Raw genomic sequence first — 16,702 nt, 5'->3', positions numbered from 1 at the left:
TCTCCCGCGTCACGGGGCTGCTCCACTATCGGAAACAGGCGGCGCATTTGCGACACCGGCCCTGACGTTTTTCGCTCGCGCGTCGTCGCATCCCGGCTGGAGCTTTCCGCAGGGGCGGCGAATATGCATCGACGCCCCCCGAGATCCCGGCACGGGGCCGCGAAAGGAACCCGGAATGACCGACTATGTGCTGACGGTGAACTGCCCCACGACCCGCGGGATCGTGGCCGCGATCGCCAACTACCTTGCCGATACCGGCTGCAACATCACCGATTCGAGCCAGTTCGACGATCTGCTCACCGGGCAGTTCTTCATGCGGATCACTTTCGCCTCGCAGACCGGCAAGGATCTCGACACGCTCAAGGCCGGCTTCGCGCCGCTTGCGGAAACCTTCGCGATGGACTGGGCAATGCATGACGCCAGCGCCAAGATGAAGGTGCTGCTGATGGTGTCGAACTTCGGCCACTGCCTGAACGACCTGCTCTACCGCTGGCGCATCGGCGCGCTGCCGATCGAGATCGTCGGCGTCGTTTCCAACCACCTTACCTATCAGAAAGTGGTGGTGAACCACGACATCCCCTTCCACCACATCAAGGTGACGAAGGAGAACAAGCCCGAGGCCGAGGCGCGCCTGCTCTCGGTGGTCGAGGATTCGGGGGCCGAGCTTGTCGTGCTCGCGCGCTACATGCAGATCCTCTCGGATGCGCTGTGCAAGAAGATGTCGGGCCGGATCATCAATATCCACCACTCCTTCCTGCCCTCCTTCAAAGGCGCCAACCCCTACAAGCAGGCCTATGAGCGCGGCGTGAAGCTGATCGGGGCGACCTCGCATTACGTCACCGCCGATCTCGACGAAGGCCCGATCATCGAGCAGGACACGGTGCGCGTCACCCATGCGCAAAGCCCCGAGGATTACGTCAGCCTCGGGCGCGATGTCGAGGCGCTGGTGCTCGCCCGCGCGATCCACGCCCATGTGCAGCACCGCACCTTCATCAACGGCAACAAGACCGTGGTCTTCGCCGCTTCGCCGGGCGGCTACACGTCCGAACGGATGGGCTGAACCCCGACCGGCGCGGGGGGCGCTGCCCCCCGTCTGCTGACGCAGCCTCCCCCCGGGATATTTTCACAAAGTCGAAGCAGAGCCGCTTTTCCTTCGACTTTGTGCAAATATCCCGGGGGGTGAATTTGGCGCAGCCAAAGAGGGGGGCAGCGCCCCCCTGCCCGGCCCGCCGCTCGCGGTGGTTTTATCCCTCTGCCCTTGACCTTTCAGCGCCCCCGGGCCAGCTTGCGCCGACCTTTGGGAGCGCCCTTCATGGCCAAGAGCACTGCGCCGTTTTCCGGCTTTGAATTCCTGATCGCCTGGCGCTACCTGCGCGCGCGCCGCGCCGAGGGCGGCGTGAGCGTGATGACCTGGATCTCGCTCATCGGCATCATGCTCGGCGTTGCCGCGCTGATCCTCACGCTCGCGGTGCGCGCGGGCTTTCGCGCCGAATTCGTCGACACGATCCTCGGTTCGAACGCCCATGTCACCGTTTACTCCGCGCAGATGGAGGTGGCGCCCGGCACCGGCATCTATTCCAACCTGATGGCGGATTATCCAGACCGCGCCGCGCGCATCGCCGCGATCCCCGGCGTGACCCGCGCCGCGCCGCTCATTCGCGGTCAGGTGATGGCAAACTGGGGTGAGCGCTCGAACGTGGCCGAGGTTTACGGCATCGCGCTTGACGACCTGCTCACCGTGCCCCGCGTCGCTCATTCGGATCAGGCCGAGGGCGATATCATGAGCCTCGATCAGGGCATCGCCATGGGCTCCGAACTGGCGCGCGAGCTGGGCGTGACGGTGGGCGACATGGTGAAGCTGATCTCGCCCAATGGTGTGAAGACCCCCTTTGGCACCTCACCCCGCGTCAACGCCTATCGTGTCGTCTATATCTTCACCGCCGGGCGCTGGGACATTGACCGCACCCGCATCTATATGCCCTTTGCCGAGGCGCAGAGCTACTTCAACCGCGAGGGCGGTGCGGACGAGATCGAGGTGATGGTCAAAGACCCCGAAAGCGTCGACGAGCTCACCCCGGCGCTACTGGCGGCGGGGGGCGCGGGCACGATGCTCTGGAGCTGGCGCGATGCCTCCGGCAGCTTCCTGCGCGCGCTGACGATGGAGGACAACGTGATGTTCGTGATCCTTTCCGTGCTGGTGCTGATTGCGACGATGAACATCACCTCGGGGCTGATCATGCTCGTCAAGAACAAGGGCCGCGACATCGGCATTTTGCGCACCATGGGGCTCAGCGAAGGCTCGGTGATGCGGGTGTTCTTTCTGTGCGGCGCCTTTACCGGCGTGATCGGCACCGCCATGGGCGTGGCGGTGGGCGTGGTGCTTGCGCTCAACATCGAACATGTGATGGCCGGGGTGAACTGGCTCTCGGGCGGCGGCGCCTGGGACCCCTCGATCCGCGGGATCTACGAACTCCCTGCGAAATTGCAGGCCTATGACGTGGCCCGCGCGGTGGCGCTGGCGCTCGGGCTGAGCTTTGTCGTGACGATCTTCCCGGCGCGGCGCGCCGCAAGGCTGAACCCGGTGGAGGCGCTGCGCTATGAATGAGGTCTTGCGGCTCGACGCGCTCGAAAAGGGCTACCACCGTGGCAAGCCCAATGAAATCATCGTGCTGCGCGGGGCCTCGCTGGTCATTCCCCGCGGTCAGGTGGTGGGCCTCATCGCCCCCTCCGGCGCGGGCAAATCCACGCTCCTGCATATTGCGGGGTTGCTCGATACGCCGGATGCGGGCCGCGTGGTGGTGAATGGCACCGACATGACCGGGGCGAAGGACGGCGCGCGCACCGCGGCGCGGCGTGAGGCGCTGGGCTTTGTCTACCAGTTCCATCACCTGCTCCCCGAATTCACCGCGCTTGAAAACATCGTGCTGCCCCAGCTTGCCAATGCCACCCCGCGCAAGGCCGCCGAGGCGCGGGCGCGCGAGCTTTTGGCGCGCGTTGGCTTGAGTGCGCGCGAGAGCCACCGCCCATCCGAGATGTCGGGCGGGGAGCAGCAGCGCGTTGCCTTTTGCCGCGCGCTCGCCAATGCGCCTGCGCTGCTGCTCGCCGACGAGCCCACCGGCAACCTTGACCCGACGACCTCGGAAACCGTTTTTGGCGCGCTGATGGAGCTTGTGCGCGCAACCGGGCTCTCGGCCCTCATCGCAACCCACAACCTCGAACTGGCCGCCCGGATGGACCGGGTGCTGCGGCTCGAAAATGGCGAATTGGTGGAGGCAAAATGATCGTTTACGGCATCAAGACCTGCAGCACCGTGCAAAAGGCGATGGCCGCGCTTGCGGCCGCAGGCAAGGCGCCCGAACTGCGCGACGTGCGCAAGGCGCCGCTCTCGCCCGCCGAGATCGCGGAATTTGAGGCGGCTTTCGGCGAAAAGCTGATCAATCGCGCGTCGACCACCTGGCGCGGCCTCTCTGAGGAGGAGCGCGCGCAGACGATTGCCGCGCTGCTCACCGCCCATCCGACGCTGATGAAACGCCCGGTGATCCGCGGCAACGGGCTCACCCTCGGCTGGGACGCGGCGGCGCAAGAGGCGCAGCTTGGCGCCTGAGCGGGCGATCCGTCCAATGCTGCGCATTTCGCGGATTTCTTAACCCTGTCAGTTCGTGCAATTGCGCCGCCCCGGGCGCATCACTCTGCAATTCCCTGGCGTGTGTGGCCGGGACGTGCAGGAGGCACGCGGATGATCGCTGTGAACCATCGCCGACTGGCGGCGGAAGATCGTGAGGATGCTCTCGAAGACCGGCTCGATTACTGGACCCAACTTGCCTGGATCAGTGCGGGCGCCGTGCCGCTTCTGGCGTGGCGCCGTGCCGCGCGGTTGAGCCACGCGGATCTTGCGGAAATGACAGGGATTGCGGCGCCGCGGATTGCCGCCTTCGAGTTGCGGGCGGCGCAGGCAAGCCCCGCGGAGCAGGCGCTTTTGGCAACGGCGCTCGGCCTCAGCCCCGGCGATCTGGACGACTGACGCGCCCGGGCCGCGCCCCCCGCAACGGGACCGGTCGCGCAACACTGCTGCCGCGCGACCGAAGGGAAACAAACAAACGAATCCACAAAAGAAAAGCCCGCGTGGGCGCCGCGGGCCTTCGACGACCTCGCCCGCCGATCAGAGCAGTTTAAGCTCTCCGGCCGACGAGCGGCCATCGCGGCCCGAGATCAGTTCATAGCTGATCTTCTGGTTGTCGCTCAGTGCTTTCAGCCCGGCGCGTTCCACCGCCGAGATATGCACGAACACGTCCTTTCCGCCGCCATCGGGGGCGATGAAGCCGTAGCCCTTGGTGGTGTTGAACCATTTAACGGTTCCGGTAGCCATAGTTCTCTCCTCGTAGTGATCCCAAGGCTTGATTGCCCCGAGACGTGCAGCCATGCCTTCCATTTCCCGGCTGCCCCAGAGGGAGCGGTTAGAAAGTCTTTTGCTCACGCATCGAAAGCCTGCCACAGGCACGTCAAAAAGCAACGGTCAAAGCGCCGCAGGCGGGCAAAGCGAGCCAGCGTGTGTCCATACACGCAAAAGATGTGCCGCCCCCGGGAGAAAGGAGCGGCACGAGGGAGGCTTGATCCGATGGTCTCAGCGCAGATCGGGCGGGGTCGCCTCGGCCGCAAGCGCGGTCACGATCTCCTCAAGGGCCACGGTTTCGGTTCGAGTATCGCCCAGACGGCGCACCGAGACCGTGCGATTTTCGACCTCTTTCAGACCGATTGCGAAGATATAGGGCACCTTGCCGAGGCTGTGCTCGCGCACCTTGTAATTGATCTTCTCGTTGCGGGTGTCGCATTCGGCGCGCAGCCCCGCCGCGATCAGCTTGGCGGCCACTTCCTCGACGTAATCATCGGCCTCCGAGACGATCGAGGCGACCACAATCTGCCGCGGCGCGAGCCAAAGGGGCATCTTGCCGGCGAAGTTCTCGATCAGCATGCCGATGAAACGCTCGAAACTGCCAAGGCAGGCGCGATGCAGCATCACGGGGCGATGCTTGGCACCATCTTGGCCGATGTAGCTGGCGTCGAGCCGCTCGGGCAGGTTCGGGTCGACCTGCAGCGTGCCGCATTGCCAATCCCGCCCGATCGCATCGGTGAGCACGAACTCGAGCTTCGGCCCGTAAAACGCGCCCTCGCCCTCAAAAATCTCGTATTCATAGCCCGCAGCGGTGACCGCGTTTGCCAGCGACGCCTCGGCATGGTCCCAGCTTTCCTCGGTGCCGATCCGCTTTTCGGGCCGGGTCGAGAGCTTGATGCGCCATTTGTCAAAGCCGAGGTCGTCATAGACGGCGGAGAGAAACTCGATGAATTTCTTCGTTTCCGCCTCGATCTGGCTTTCCATGCAGAAGATATGGGCATCGTCTTGCGTGAAGCCGCGCACCCGCATGATGCCATGCAGCGCCCCCGAGGGCTCATAGCGCGCGCAGGAGCCAAATTCCGCCATCCGCAGCGGCAGGTCGCGGTAGGATTTCAGGCCGTGGTTGAAGATCTGCACATGGCAGGGGCAGTTCATCGGCTTGAGCGCGTTGATCACCTTTTCCCGCGCGCCCTCTTCGTCCACCTCGACGATGAACATGTTCTCGCGGTAGTTCTCCCAGTGGCCCGAGGCTTCCCAGAGCTTGCGGTTCACCACCTGCGGCGTGTTCACCTCGACATAGCCATCGGCGCGCTGGCGGCGGCGCATGTAGTCTTGCAGCTGGGTGTAGATCGTCCAGCCGTTCGGGTGCCAGAACACCTGGCCAGGCGCCTCTTCCTGCATGTGGAAGAGATCCATCTCCTTGCCGAGCTTGCGGTGGTCGCGTTTGGCGGCCTCCTCCAGCATCGTCATATGCGCTTTCAGTTCATCGCGCGAGCGGAAGGCGATGCCGTAGATGCGCTGCAGCATCGGCCGCGTGCTGTCGCCCAGCCAATAGGCACCCGCGACATGGGTGAGCTTGAAGGCATCGGCGGGCACCTGCCCGGTGTGCTGCAGGTGCGGGCCGCGGCAGAGGTCTTGCCAGTTCCCGTGCCAATACATGCGGATCGCCTGATCTTCGGGGATGCGGTTGACGAGCTCGACCTTGTAGGGCTCGTTCGTCTCCTCGTAATGCTTCAGCGCCGCCGCGCGCGACCAGACCTCGGTTTTCACCGGCTCGCGCGCATTGATGATCTTCTTCATCCGCGCCTCGATCTCGCCCAGATCTTCGGGCGTGAAAGGCTCGGCGCGGTCAAAGTCGTAAAACCAGCCCGCATCGCGCACCGGCCCGATGGTCACCTTCACATCGGGCCAGATCTCCTGCACCGCGCGCGCCATGATATGCGCGAGGTCGTGGCGGATCAGTTCGAGCGCCGGGACCGGGTCTTTCATCGTGTTGAGGGAGATCCGCGCATCATGGGTGATTGGCCATTGCAGATCCCAATGCGCGCCGTCGAGCTGCGCCGAAATCGCCGCCTTGGCGAGCGAGTTCGAGATCGAGGCCGCCACTTCGGCCGCCGTCACCCCTGCGGGGTAGTCACGTTTTGCGCCATCGGGAAAGGAAAGAGTGACCTGGGACATATGTCCTCCTCGTCGGTTTGGCGCCCACGGAACGCCCGGTTGCGGGTTATATGATGCAGCGGATATGCGCCGATCGCAGGGGGCTGTCAACGGCTCCCCCCGGGGCGCGGGGTGTGACAAAGCGGGCAGATGCCCGCCGGGCATGGAAAAGGGGGCCTGCGCCCCCTCCTCCGGTCTCGATATGTGCCCCGCTCAGAAGCGATAGGCCGCACGCACCTGCACGGTGTTGAAATGGTTCTCGACGCTGCCGCCACCACCGTTGAAATCGGTATCGAGTTCGCGCCGGATCAGCTCCGCACCCACGAGCCACTTGCTGTTGAGCGCATAGTCGAGGCCGACACCGTAGTTCACACCATCGGGGTTGTCGTTCGACAGGCCGCCCGCGTTTTTCCATTGCCCTTGCGAGTAGCCAACAAAGGCATAGGGGAGGAACTTGCCGTAAGCCATCCCGACACGCGCCTTGAGGTCGATCATGTTGTTGAAATGGCCCGCCCCGTTGTCGAGGTCGTAATCGGTCGCCTGAAGCGCGATCTCACCACCGTAGACGATCTTGCCTTGCTGGAAGTTATAGCCGCCAAAGAGGCCATAGCTGCCGCTTCCGAGCTTGCTCGACGTATCCCCGGCACCGGAGAATTTGTAGGTGCCGCGACCGCCGATCACCGAACCTGCGGTAGCACCGCCATAAAAGCCCTGCCAGTTTTCATCCTGCACAGGCGCGGGCGCTGCGGCGGCAATCGGCGCGCTTTCCATCACCGGCGCATTCAGCCCACCGGCAAAGGCAGGCGCCGCGACGCCGGCCAGCGCGGCAATGGCAATACCCAGTTTTTTCATCGTCATCATCCTTCAGACAGAGTCTTCGTCTGCCCGTGAAGATGGAACCGACACCGCCCTAAATCAATGTTTGCAAAGGGAAACTCAGAACACGATCCTTCAAGAACCCGTGCTTTGACTGTGAAGAAAAGGCCCGCGCAATGCCTGCGCGGGCCCGATTTCAAAGCCGTTTCAGCCCGCTTGGCAGCTCACTTTCCGGCATAAATCTCGACGATCCGCGCCACGGCCATTTCCGCCGAAAGCTCCTCGCTTTCGCCGCTGCGGCGCGAGGTCAGCTCGACCACGCCATTGGCAAGCCCGCGCGGGCCCACCGTGATCCGCCACGGCAGGCCGATCAGATCCATGGTGGCAAATTTCGCCCCGGCGCGCTCTTCACGGTCGTCATAAAGCGGTTCGAGCCCCTTGGCGACAAGCGCCTTGTAAAGCCCCTCGCAGGCCAGATCGGTGGCCGCATCGCCCTGCTTGAGATTGACGATGCCGCAGTGGAAGGGCGTCACCCCCTCCGGCCAGATGATGCCCTTGTCGTCGTGGTTCGCTTCGATCAAGGCGCCCAGAAGGCGCGAGACGCCGATCCCGTGCGAGCCCATCTCGACCGGCACGCGGGTGCCATCGGGGGTGGAGACGGTCGCGCCCATCGCCTCGGAATATTTGGTGCCGAAGTAGAAGATCTGCCCCACTTCGATGCCGCGGCCCACGCAGCGGCGCTCTTCTGGGATCTGGTTGAACACCGCCTCGTCGTGGGTTTCGTCGGTGCGGGCATAGAGCGTGGTGAACTCTTCGCAGATCGCGGCCACCGCGGCGCGGTCGTCGTAATCCACTTCCCGCGCGCCCAGTTTCAGCTCGGGCACCTTGGCATCGTAGAACACTTCGCTCTCGCCGGTTTGCGCGAGCACGAGGAATTCATGCGTGTTGTCGCCGCCGATCGGGCCGGAATCCGCGCGCATCGGAATGGCGGTGAGCCCCATCCGTTCATAGGTGCGCAGGTAGCTCACCATATGGCGGTTGTAGGCGTGGAGCGCGTCTTCTTTCGTCAGGTCGAAGGAATAGCCATCCTTCATGTAGAATTCGCGGCCACGCATCACGCCAAAGCGGGGGCGGACCTCGTCGCGGAACTTCCATTGCACATGGTAAAGCGTGAGCGGCAGCTCTTTATACGAGCTGACATGGGCGCGGAAGATGTCGGTGATCATCTCCTCATTCGTCGGCCCGTAGAGCATCTCGCGGTCGTGGCGGTCCTTGAAGCGCAGCATCTCGGGGCCATAGGCGTCATAACGGCCCGACTCGCGCCACAGATCCGCCGATTGCAGCGTCGGCATCAGCAGCGGAATGTGCCCGGCGCGGATCTGCTCTTCATGCACGATCTGTTCGATGCGCTTGAGCACCTTGAAGCCGAGCGGCAGCCAGGAATAGATCCCCGCCGCCTGCTGCTTGATCATGCCGGCGCGCAGCATCAGCCGGTGCGAGACGATCTGCGCCTCGGCGGGGTTTTCCTTGAGAACGGGCAGGAAGTAGCGGGACAGGCGCATGGCAAGCCTCTGGAGCGGGTTAGGGTTCATGGCTGGGTAGAGGAAACAGCCGGCCGGAGCAAGGTCGCCCTGCATCCGCGACCTTTCCAGCGCCGCAAAACCCTGCCATCTTGCCCCCATTCATCGCCAAGGGTTTCCATGGATCTCTTTTTCGACAGCCTGCCGCTTTTGATCGCCCTGCCATTGGTTTACCTGGGCTTGTGGCTGCGCGACCGGCTGCGCCGCCGCGGGCGGGGGCGGACCCCGATCCTGATCGACGGCTCGAATGTGATGCACTGGCGCGACAACACGCCCTCGCTCGAGCCCGTGATCGAGATCGTGGCGCTTCTCAAGGCGGCGGGGTTCCGCCCCGGTGTCATCTTTGATGCCAATGCCGGTTACAAGCTCGAGGGCCGCTACCGGGACGATGCGGTCTTTGCGTGCCGCCTCGGGCTGCCCGCGGCGCAGGTGCTGGTGGTGCCGAAAGGCCAGCCCGCCGACCCGACGCTTTTGGCGGTGGCGCGCGATCTGGAGGCCCGGATCATCAGCAATGACCGGTTTCGGGACTGGGAAGCAGAGCATCCCGAACTGCGCCTGCCCGGACGGGTGATCCGCGGCGGCTACCGCAACGGCGCGCTTTGGCTCGACCTCGATTGAGCACGCAAAGACGATGAAGCGACGCACTTAAAAAAACCTGTGCGAAAGGCGCGACTCGCCCTATAGTTGTTTTGCGATCCTCTCCGGCGGGCTCAACCCCTGACCGGTTTGGCGCGAGATGCCCCGTCGTGCGACCGGCGCCCCCGGTCGCCGAGACACTTCGATACCTTCACCCGACGTTGTTCAGAGAAAGGTCGAACTCATGTCGCAAGATCTCCAAGTCGTCAAACTGCAATTCGAAACCGGCCGTGTTGGCGCGGGCTCGATGCTGCTGCAACTGGCCGTGAATAGCGAACTGCAAACGATCGACGGGACCGCCACCGGCACGATCCTCGAAGGCACCCAGCATCCGAAAAAATTCTCGGGCCGTGTCAATGGCGTGACCCATGCGACCGGGCTTGGCACCCATGTGCGCGCAGGGTCGCTGCAAGGACAGGTGATCGTGGCAACCGAGGGCGGCGGGGCAAGCGCCTATCTGGCGCCGTTCTCGGCGCAATTCAGCGTTGATGCCAACTGGAACGGCACCGGCGAGTTCCGCATTGCCGACCAGATGTATGATTGCCAGGTGACGCGGATGCGCACACTCGAGATGGCTGATTGAGGTTCGGGCGGTGCGGCCTTCCGGCCGTGCGGCTCCCTTCGGCGTAGCGCAAGAGCGCACCGTTCCCCTGCGGTGTTTGTGCTGCGCCCTGCCCACCCGGCCGGCCTGGACACCCGGCATGGAAAAAGGGCTGCCGGTCGCGCGCGGCGCGTGCGACCGGCAAAACCACGCCCGAACGGCACGGTTTCGGCAAGGCGCCGCGCATGGTGTGGGGCTGCGCCGATTTTTCCGGTTGGAACCGGACGCGGCTCTTGTCATCATGCGCGCATGACCGATGCGTTCAGCCCCCCTCCCGACCCTTTGCCGCCAGAGACCGCGCTCTCCGCCGGGTTTCTGACCGAGGCGGACCATGCGCTGATGCGCCATCATCTGCGCGGCGTGCGGATGATCGAGTTGCGCCAGATCGGCGGGCCGCCCGAGGCCGGGGCCGAAGTGCTTGCCCATCTCGAAGCCGCTGGTTTTGCAGTGAAATTCCGCCTGCTTGAGCGGATGTCCCCGCCGCCGCTCTGCCGTATCGTGTTCCGCTATCCGGGGCCGAAACAGGCCGAAATGACCATCGCCCCCGAGGTGAGCGGCTGAGCGCGGGTCCGGCGCACCCCAGCGCCCCCCCCCCCTGTTGCCACCGCCTGTTGCCGCCGCCTGTCGCCTCAGCCTGCGACTGCAGCCCGTCACCGCAGCCTGCCGCTCGGCACGGAACTGCCCCGGCCCCGGTTCCGAATTGGGCGTCACGATAGCGTCAAACCCCTACCGCGCGCGCGAGAACCCTTGAAACCGGGGCATAAAACCGCGATCCTGACAAGGATTACAGGGAGATCTACATGGCTTTGCCGGTGCGGCAACAGATGACTTACTGGGGCGTCTCGATGGCGGCTCTGGTGCTCGTGCTGTGGAAGCTTGGTGATGTGCTGCTGCCCTTCCTTGTGGGCGGGGCGATTGCGTATTTCCTGGACCCGCTGGCTGACCGGCTTGAGCGCGCGGGGGCGAGCCGCGCCATTGCCACGACCACGATCGCGCTGATCGCAACGCTCGGCTTTGTCATTCTCGGCCTTGCCATCGTGCCAACCCTCGTGCGCCAGCTCTCGGGGCTTGTCGCCACCGCCCCCGAGATTGCCGCGCGGCTGCAGGCCTTCCTCACCTCGACCTTCCCGTCGTTGATGGAACCGGGCTCGGTGATCAACGAGACGCTGGCAGGCGTTGGTGCGGCGATCAAGGCGCGCGGGGCCGAACTGGCGCAAACGCTGCTCTCCTCGGCGATGAGCGTGGTCAATGCGCTCATCTTCATCGTCGTCGTGCCGGTTGTGGCGTTTTACATGCTGCTCGACTGGGACAATATGGTGGCGAAGGTGAACGGCCTTTTGCCGCTTGACCACGCGCCCACGGTGCGCCGCATCGCCGGCGAGATCGACCGGGTGCTGTCGGGCTTCGTGCGCGGGCAGATCTCCGTTTGCCTGATCCTTGCCACCTTCTATGCCGTGGCGTTGATGGCCGCGGGGCTGAATTTCGGCCTGCTCGCAGGCGCCATCGCCGGGATGCTCACCTTCATCCCCTATGTCGGCGCGCTCGTTGGCGGCGTGCTCGCCATCGGCCTTGCGCTGTTCCAGTTCTGGGGCGACTGGCTCTCGATCGGGGTGATCGCCGGGATCTTCGCGCTTGGCCAGTTTCTTGAGGGCAACGTGATCACGCCGCGGCTTGTGGGCGGCTCGGTCGGGCTGCATCCGCTGTGGCTGATCTTCGCGCTCTCGGCCTTCGGCACGCTCTTTGGCTTTGTCGGCATGCTGGTCGCGGTGCCGCTCGCCGCAATGATCGGCGTTCTGGTGCGCTTTGCGATCGAGCATTACCGCGACGGGCGGCTTTATCAGGGGCTCGAATGGCAAAAGGCCGAGGCGCCCACCACCCTCACCGATGCCTCCGAAACCGACGCCCGACAGAGCCGTGCCCACGGCAACGAGGGCTGACATGATCCGGCAGATGGCTTTTGACCTGCCGGTGCGCCAGGCCCGGGGACGCGAGGATTTCTTCGTTGCCCCGGCAAATGCGCTGGCGCTCGCCGCGCTCGACACGCCCGATGCATGGCCCTCGGGGCGGATGCTGCTGATTGGCCCGGAGGGCGCGGGCAAGACCCATCTCGCCGCGATCTGGGCGGAGGATCATGGCGCCGAGGTGATTGCCGCGGCGGATCTGACCAACCCCGAGGCCGAACGGCTTGCGGCCCGGGGCGCGGTCGTGCTCGAAGATGCCCAGCAGCTCCATGGCACCCCCGAGGCGGAGGAAGCCGCCTTTCACCTGATCAACCTGATCGCGGCGGAGGGCGGGCGGCTGCTCTTTACCGCCGATGCGCCGCCGCGCGACTGGGGCCTGCGCCTGCCCGACCTCAAGAGCCGTCTGGATGCCACCACCGCCGTGCATATCGCCCCCCCCGATGATGCGCTTTTGGGCGCGGTGCTGGTGAAGCTCTTTGCCGACCGTCAGCTTGTGGTGCCGCAAACGCTGGTGAGCTGGCTCGTGCCGCGCATGGAGCGCTCGCTTGGCGCCGCGCGCGCGCTTGTGGCCGCGCTCGATGCCCGCGCGCTGGAGGAGCGCCGCCCGGTCAGCCGCACGATGGCCGCCGAGGTGCTGGAGCGGCTCCGATGAGCCCGGTCAACCTGTCACATTCCTATCATATTGAAGCAGCATAAGCCCCCCATGACACAGGCAGATTTTCTCACCGCCCCGTTCCCCGTGCCGCATGAGCTCCCCGAAGAGGAGATCACCGGCCCAAAGCGCTTTTTCAACCGCGAACTGAGCTGGCTCGCCTTCAACTGGCGCGTGCTGGAAGAGGCGATGAACCCGCGGGTGCCGCTTTTGGAACGGCTGCGGTTTCTGTCGATCTCGGCCACCAACCTTGACGAATTTTACACCGTGCGCGTGGCGGGGCTGATGGAGCTTGTGCGCGAGCGCAACGCCCTGCCCTCGGATGACGGGCTCACCCCCGCCGAACAGCTTGTGCTGATCAACGCCGATGCGCGCGCGCTGATGGAAACGCAGCAGGCGACGTGGAACACCCTCAACCGGGAGATGGAAGAGGCCGGCATCCAGCTTCTGACCCGGACGATGATCACCGCCGAGGACCGCAAGTTCCTTGCCAACCACTTCCTCACCAATGTGTTCCCGGTGCTTTCGCCGCTCGCCATCGACCCGGCGCACCCCTTCCCCTTCATCCCCAACACCGGCTTCTGCCTGGCGCTCGAGCTTGAGCGCAAAGGCGACAAGCGGCGGATGCAGGCGCTGCTTCCGATCCCGCAGCAGATCGACCGGTTCGTCACCCTGCCGGGCGAAACGGCGCGGTTCCTGCCGCTTGAGGAGCTGCTGCTCCTTCATCTCGACATGCTGTTTCCGCGCTATACCGAGACCGGGCATTGCGCCTTCCGGGTGCTGCGCGACAGCGATCTTGAGGTCGAGGACGAGGCCGAAGATCTCGTGCGCGAGTTCGAGACCGCGCTCAAGCGCCGCCGCCGCGGGCAGGTGATCCGGTTGAAAATCACCGCCGGCGCGCCCAAGGCGCTGCGGCGGCTGATCATGGAAGAGTTGCAGGTCGCCCCCGACGAGGTGGTTGAGGTGAAGGGCCTGCTTGGCGTTGCCGATCTGAAGGAACTGGTGCTCGATTCGCGCCCCGATCTGCTCTGGCCGCCGTTCGTGCCCCGCGTGCCCGAACGTGTGCAAGACCACGATGGCGACATGTTCTCCGCGATCCGGCAAAAGGACATGCTGCTCCATCACCCCTATGAAACCTTCGACATGGTGATCCGCTTCCTTACCCAGGCGGCGAATGACCCGAATGTGCTCGCGATCAAGCAAACGCTCTACCGCACCTCGAAAGACAGCCCCGTGGTGGATGCGCTCTGCGAGGCGGCAGAGAACGGCAAATCCGTCACCGCGCTCGTGGAACTCAAGGCGCGCTTTGACGAGGCCGCGAACATCCGCCAGTCGCGCCGGCTCGAACGCGCGGGCGCGCATGTCGTTTACGGCTTCATGCACCTGAAAACGCACGCCAAAATTTCGACCGTGGTGCGGCGCGAAGGGGACAGCCTTGTCACCTACACCCATTACGGCACCGGCAACTATCACCCGATCACGGCGCGGATCTATACCGACCTGAGCTTTTTCACCTGCAACGCGCCGCTGGGCCGGGATGCCACCAAGGTGTTCAACTATCTCTCGGGCTATGTGCAGCCCGAAGGGCTTGAAAACCTTGCGATCTCGCCGATCACGCTCAAGCCGCGGCTCCTTGATCTGATCGCGGCGGAGGCCGAGCACGCCCGCGCGGGCCGCCCCGCCGAGATCTGGGCGAAGATGAACTCGCTGATCGACCCCGAGGTGATCGACGCGCTTTATGCCGCCTCGAACGCGGGCGTGAAAATCTCGCTGGTCGTGCGCGGCATCTGCGGCGTGCGCCCCGGCATCAAGGGGCTGAGCGCGAATATCCGCGTCAAATCCATTGTCGGGCGGTTCCTTGAGCATTCCCGCATCGTCTGCTTTGGCAATGGCGCGGGCCTCCCTTCGGATTCGGCGCGGGTGTTCTTTTCCTCTGCCGACTGGATGGGGCGCAACCTGACGCGGCGGGTGGAAACCCTTGTCGAGGCGAAGAACCCGACCGTGAAAGCGCAGATCGTCAGCCAGATCATGGCGGCGAACATGGCCGATACGGCGCAAAGCTGGGTGCTCGGCCCCGATGGCCGGTTTATCCGCTCACTGCCCGAGGGCAAGGATCTGTTCTCCTGTCACCGCTTCTTCATGGAGAACCCCTCGCTTTCGGGGCGCGGATCTGCGGGCGCCAAGGATGTGCCAGTGCTTGCCCACGGCCCCGAAGAGAGGATAGTTTGATACCGCTCACACGGACCGACTCGGAAGGCTGCCTGATGACCCCAAAGACCGTTTCGCCCGCCGATGATGGTGAGGACCGGGACGCTTTCGGCAAACCGCTTTTCGACGATCCGTCGGCACGGGCGGTGTCACGCGTCGGCGTGGTCGATGTCGGCTCGAACTCGGTGCGGATGGTGGTGTTTGACGGCGCCGCCCGCTCGCCCGCCTATTTCTACAACGAAAAGGTGATGGCGGGGCTTGGGCAGGGGCTGGCCGAGACCGGGCGGCTGAACCCCCGCGGGCGCGAGCGCGCGCTCTCGGCGCTGCGGCGCTTTGCGCTTTTGGCGAAGGGAATGGACATTGGCCCGCTCACCTGCGTGGCCACCGCGGCGGTGCGCGATGCCGCCGACGGGCCGGAGTTCCAGCGCCTCGTCGAGGCGGAAACCGGGCTCCGGCTGCATGTGATCGACGGCGCCGAAGAGGCGCGGCTTTCGGCGCAGGGCGTGCTTGTGGGCTGGCCCGATGCGCAGGGGCTCATTTGCGACATCGGCGGCAATTCGATGGAGCTCGCGGTTCTGGGCGGGCGCAAGGTGGGCGCGCGCGACACCTCCCCGCTGGGGCCGTTCCGGCTGCAACAGGTTGAGGGCGGCAAGAAGGAACAGCTCGCCCATATCCGCAATCATATGGCGCGGCTGGCAAGATCTGTCGGCACCGGGCATGAGAAGCTCTATCTTGTGGGCGGATCGTGGCGCGCGATTGCCCGGCTCGACATGGAGCGGCAGAATTATCCGCTGCTGGTGTTGCACGAATACCGGATGGAGCCCGAGGGGCTGTTGAAAACGCTCGACTGGATCGGCAAGCAGGATGTGGCGGAGTTGCGCGCGAAAACCGGCACGTCGGCGGCCCGGCTTGAGCTTGTGCCGCTCGCCGCGCTGGTGCTGCGCGAGCTGATCGAGACGTTCCAGCCCAAGGAGATCGACGTTTCCTCCTATGGCATCCGCGAGGGGCTGCTTTACGAGCAGATGCCCGACAAGCTGCGCGCGCGCGATCCGCTGATCGAAGCCTGCCGCCATGCCGAGCGCACGCAATCGCGCCTGCCGGGCTTTGGCAAAAAGCTCCATGCCTTTATCGAGCCGCTTTTTGGCGAGGTGACACCGGCGCGCTACCGGCTGATGCGGGCGGCCTGCCTGCTGCATGACACGACCTGGCGCACCCATCCCGATTACCGGTTCGAGGCCTGTTTTGACAATGTCACGCGGGCGAATATGGCGGCCTTGAGCCACCCGGAGCGGGTGTTTCTTGGCGTGGCGTTGTTGCACCGCTACAAGAATTCGCGCTCGGGGAGCCGGTTCGAGCCGCTCTTTTCGCTGCTTGGGCCCGAACAATTGCGCGAGGCGGAGATCCTCGGCAAGGCGATGCGCTTTGGCGCGATGTTCGCGATCCATGATCCGGCGGATGCCGGGCAGCTCGCCTATAACGAGAATACCAACAGCATCGAATTGACGCTGACAAAGCGCGGCGCCGGGCTGTTTGGCGAGGTGGCGGAGGCGCGGTTCTCCTCGCTCGCGGCGGCGATGAAGGCGACACCGTTGGCGATTGTGCCAAGCTGATCTTTCGCCTCGGCAGGGCCGAGGCGACCCGGCGGGGGGCCTTGCCCCCCGCACCCCCCGCTGTTCACGGGGGGCGAGGCCCCCCGCGCCC

Annotated in this window: 16 protein-coding genes; 12 read left to right on the top strand and 4 right to left on the bottom strand. The window is 64.9% G+C overall.

Features of this window, described 5'->3' with window-relative positions; translation table 11 throughout:
• The first annotated feature begins 175 nt into the window (after positions 1-175).
• From purU to ACFSM0_RS13020, 5 genes are all read left to right on the top strand, one after another.
• Entirely contained in the window at positions 176-1,060 is an 885-nt protein-coding gene (gene purU / locus ACFSM0_RS13040; RefSeq protein ID WP_377391055.1) for a formyltetrahydrofolate deformylase, read from the top strand.
• 252 nt (positions 1,061-1,312) lie between these two features.
• Positions 1,313-2,605, top strand: a complete 1,293-nt coding sequence (locus ACFSM0_RS13035; protein WP_377391053.1) for a lipoprotein-releasing ABC transporter permease subunit — start codon at positions 1,313-1,315, stop codon at positions 2,603-2,605.
• Positions 2,598-3,281, top strand: coding sequence for an ABC transporter ATP-binding protein (locus ACFSM0_RS13030; RefSeq protein ID WP_377391051.1), 684 nt, complete (start codon positions 2,598-2,600; stop codon positions 3,279-3,281). The genes ACFSM0_RS13035 and ACFSM0_RS13030 overlap by 8 nt, the downstream gene beginning before the upstream one ends.
• The gene (locus tag ACFSM0_RS13025) at positions 3,278-3,604 is read left to right on the top strand and encodes an arsenate reductase family protein (RefSeq protein WP_377391049.1); all 327 of its coding nucleotides are present in this window, start codon (positions 3,278-3,280) and stop codon (positions 3,602-3,604) included. Before ACFSM0_RS13030 ends, ACFSM0_RS13025 begins: the two co-directional genes overlap by 4 nt.
• 132 nt (positions 3,605-3,736) lie before the next feature.
• Positions 3,737-4,021: a helix-turn-helix domain-containing protein gene (locus tag ACFSM0_RS13020; protein WP_377391047.1), complete on the top strand. Its 285-nt coding sequence runs from the start codon at positions 3,737-3,739 to the stop codon at positions 4,019-4,021.
• Positions 4,022-4,159: 138 nt separating this feature from the next.
• On the opposite strand, the gene ACFSM0_RS13015 is transcribed toward ACFSM0_RS13020, so the two are convergent.
• From ACFSM0_RS13015 to proS, 4 genes are all read right to left on the bottom strand, one after another.
• Positions 4,160-4,366 (bottom strand): cold-shock protein, encoded by a 207-nt coding sequence (locus ACFSM0_RS13015; protein WP_097070661.1) that lies wholly within the window; start codon positions 4,364-4,366, stop codon positions 4,160-4,162.
• 255 nt (positions 4,367-4,621) lie between these two features.
• Positions 4,622-6,568, bottom strand: a complete 1,947-nt coding sequence (gene thrS / locus ACFSM0_RS13010) for a threonine--tRNA ligase (protein ID WP_377391044.1) — start codon at positions 6,566-6,568, stop codon at positions 4,622-4,624.
• 192 nt (positions 6,569-6,760) lie between these two features.
• Positions 6,761-7,399 (bottom strand): outer membrane protein, encoded by a 639-nt coding sequence (locus tag ACFSM0_RS13005; RefSeq protein WP_377391042.1) that lies wholly within the window; start codon positions 7,397-7,399, stop codon positions 6,761-6,763.
• 188 nt (positions 7,400-7,587) lie between these two features.
• Positions 7,588-8,925, bottom strand: coding sequence for a proline--tRNA ligase (gene proS, locus ACFSM0_RS13000; protein ID WP_377391040.1), 1,338 nt, complete (start codon positions 8,923-8,925; stop codon positions 7,588-7,590).
• Between the two features lie 138 nt (positions 8,926-9,063).
• Here proS and ACFSM0_RS12995 point away from each other — a divergent pair, with 138 nt between their 5' ends.
• The 7 genes from ACFSM0_RS12995 to ACFSM0_RS12965 all read left to right on the top strand — a co-directional run bounded on the left by ACFSM0_RS12995 (position 9,064) and on the right by ACFSM0_RS12965 (position 16,611).
• Positions 9,064-9,561: an NYN domain-containing protein gene (locus ACFSM0_RS12995; RefSeq protein WP_377391038.1), complete on the top strand. Its 498-nt coding sequence runs from the start codon at positions 9,064-9,066 to the stop codon at positions 9,559-9,561.
• A 202-nt stretch (positions 9,562-9,763) separates the two neighbouring features.
• A complete protein-coding gene (locus tag ACFSM0_RS12990) occupies positions 9,764-10,162 on the top strand; it encodes a DUF1842 domain-containing protein (RefSeq protein ID WP_377391036.1) in 399 nt (132 codons plus the stop codon).
• Between the two features lie 267 nt (positions 10,163-10,429).
• Positions 10,430-10,741, top strand: a complete 312-nt coding sequence (locus ACFSM0_RS12985; RefSeq protein WP_377391034.1) for a hypothetical protein — start codon at positions 10,430-10,432, stop codon at positions 10,739-10,741.
• A 239-nt stretch (positions 10,742-10,980) separates the two neighbouring features.
• Positions 10,981-12,117: an AI-2E family transporter gene (locus tag ACFSM0_RS12980; RefSeq protein ID WP_377391032.1), complete on the top strand. Its 1,137-nt coding sequence runs from the start codon at positions 10,981-10,983 to the stop codon at positions 12,115-12,117.
• A 1-nt stretch (position 12,118) separates the two neighbouring features.
• Entirely contained in the window at positions 12,119-12,793 is a 675-nt protein-coding gene (locus ACFSM0_RS12975; protein WP_377391030.1) for a P-loop NTPase family protein, read from the top strand.
• Positions 12,794-12,844: 51 nt separating this feature from the next.
• Complete coding sequence (locus ACFSM0_RS12970; protein WP_377391028.1) at positions 12,845-15,022, top strand: RNA degradosome polyphosphate kinase; 2,178 nt, start codon at positions 12,845-12,847, stop codon at positions 15,020-15,022.
• A gap of 35 nt (positions 15,023-15,057) precedes the next feature.
• Positions 15,058-16,611, top strand: a complete 1,554-nt coding sequence (locus tag ACFSM0_RS12965; protein WP_377391026.1) for a Ppx/GppA family phosphatase — start codon at positions 15,058-15,060, stop codon at positions 16,609-16,611.
• The last annotated feature ends 91 nt before the right edge of the window (positions 16,612-16,702 follow it).

The organism is Rhodobacter lacus (assembly GCF_042683065.1).
GTDB lineage: Bacteria > Pseudomonadota > Alphaproteobacteria > Rhodobacterales > Rhodobacteraceae > Rhodobacter > Rhodobacter lacus.
Note: the sequence above shows the minus strand (reverse complement) of the source record. Positions and strands in the feature narration are given on the sequence as shown.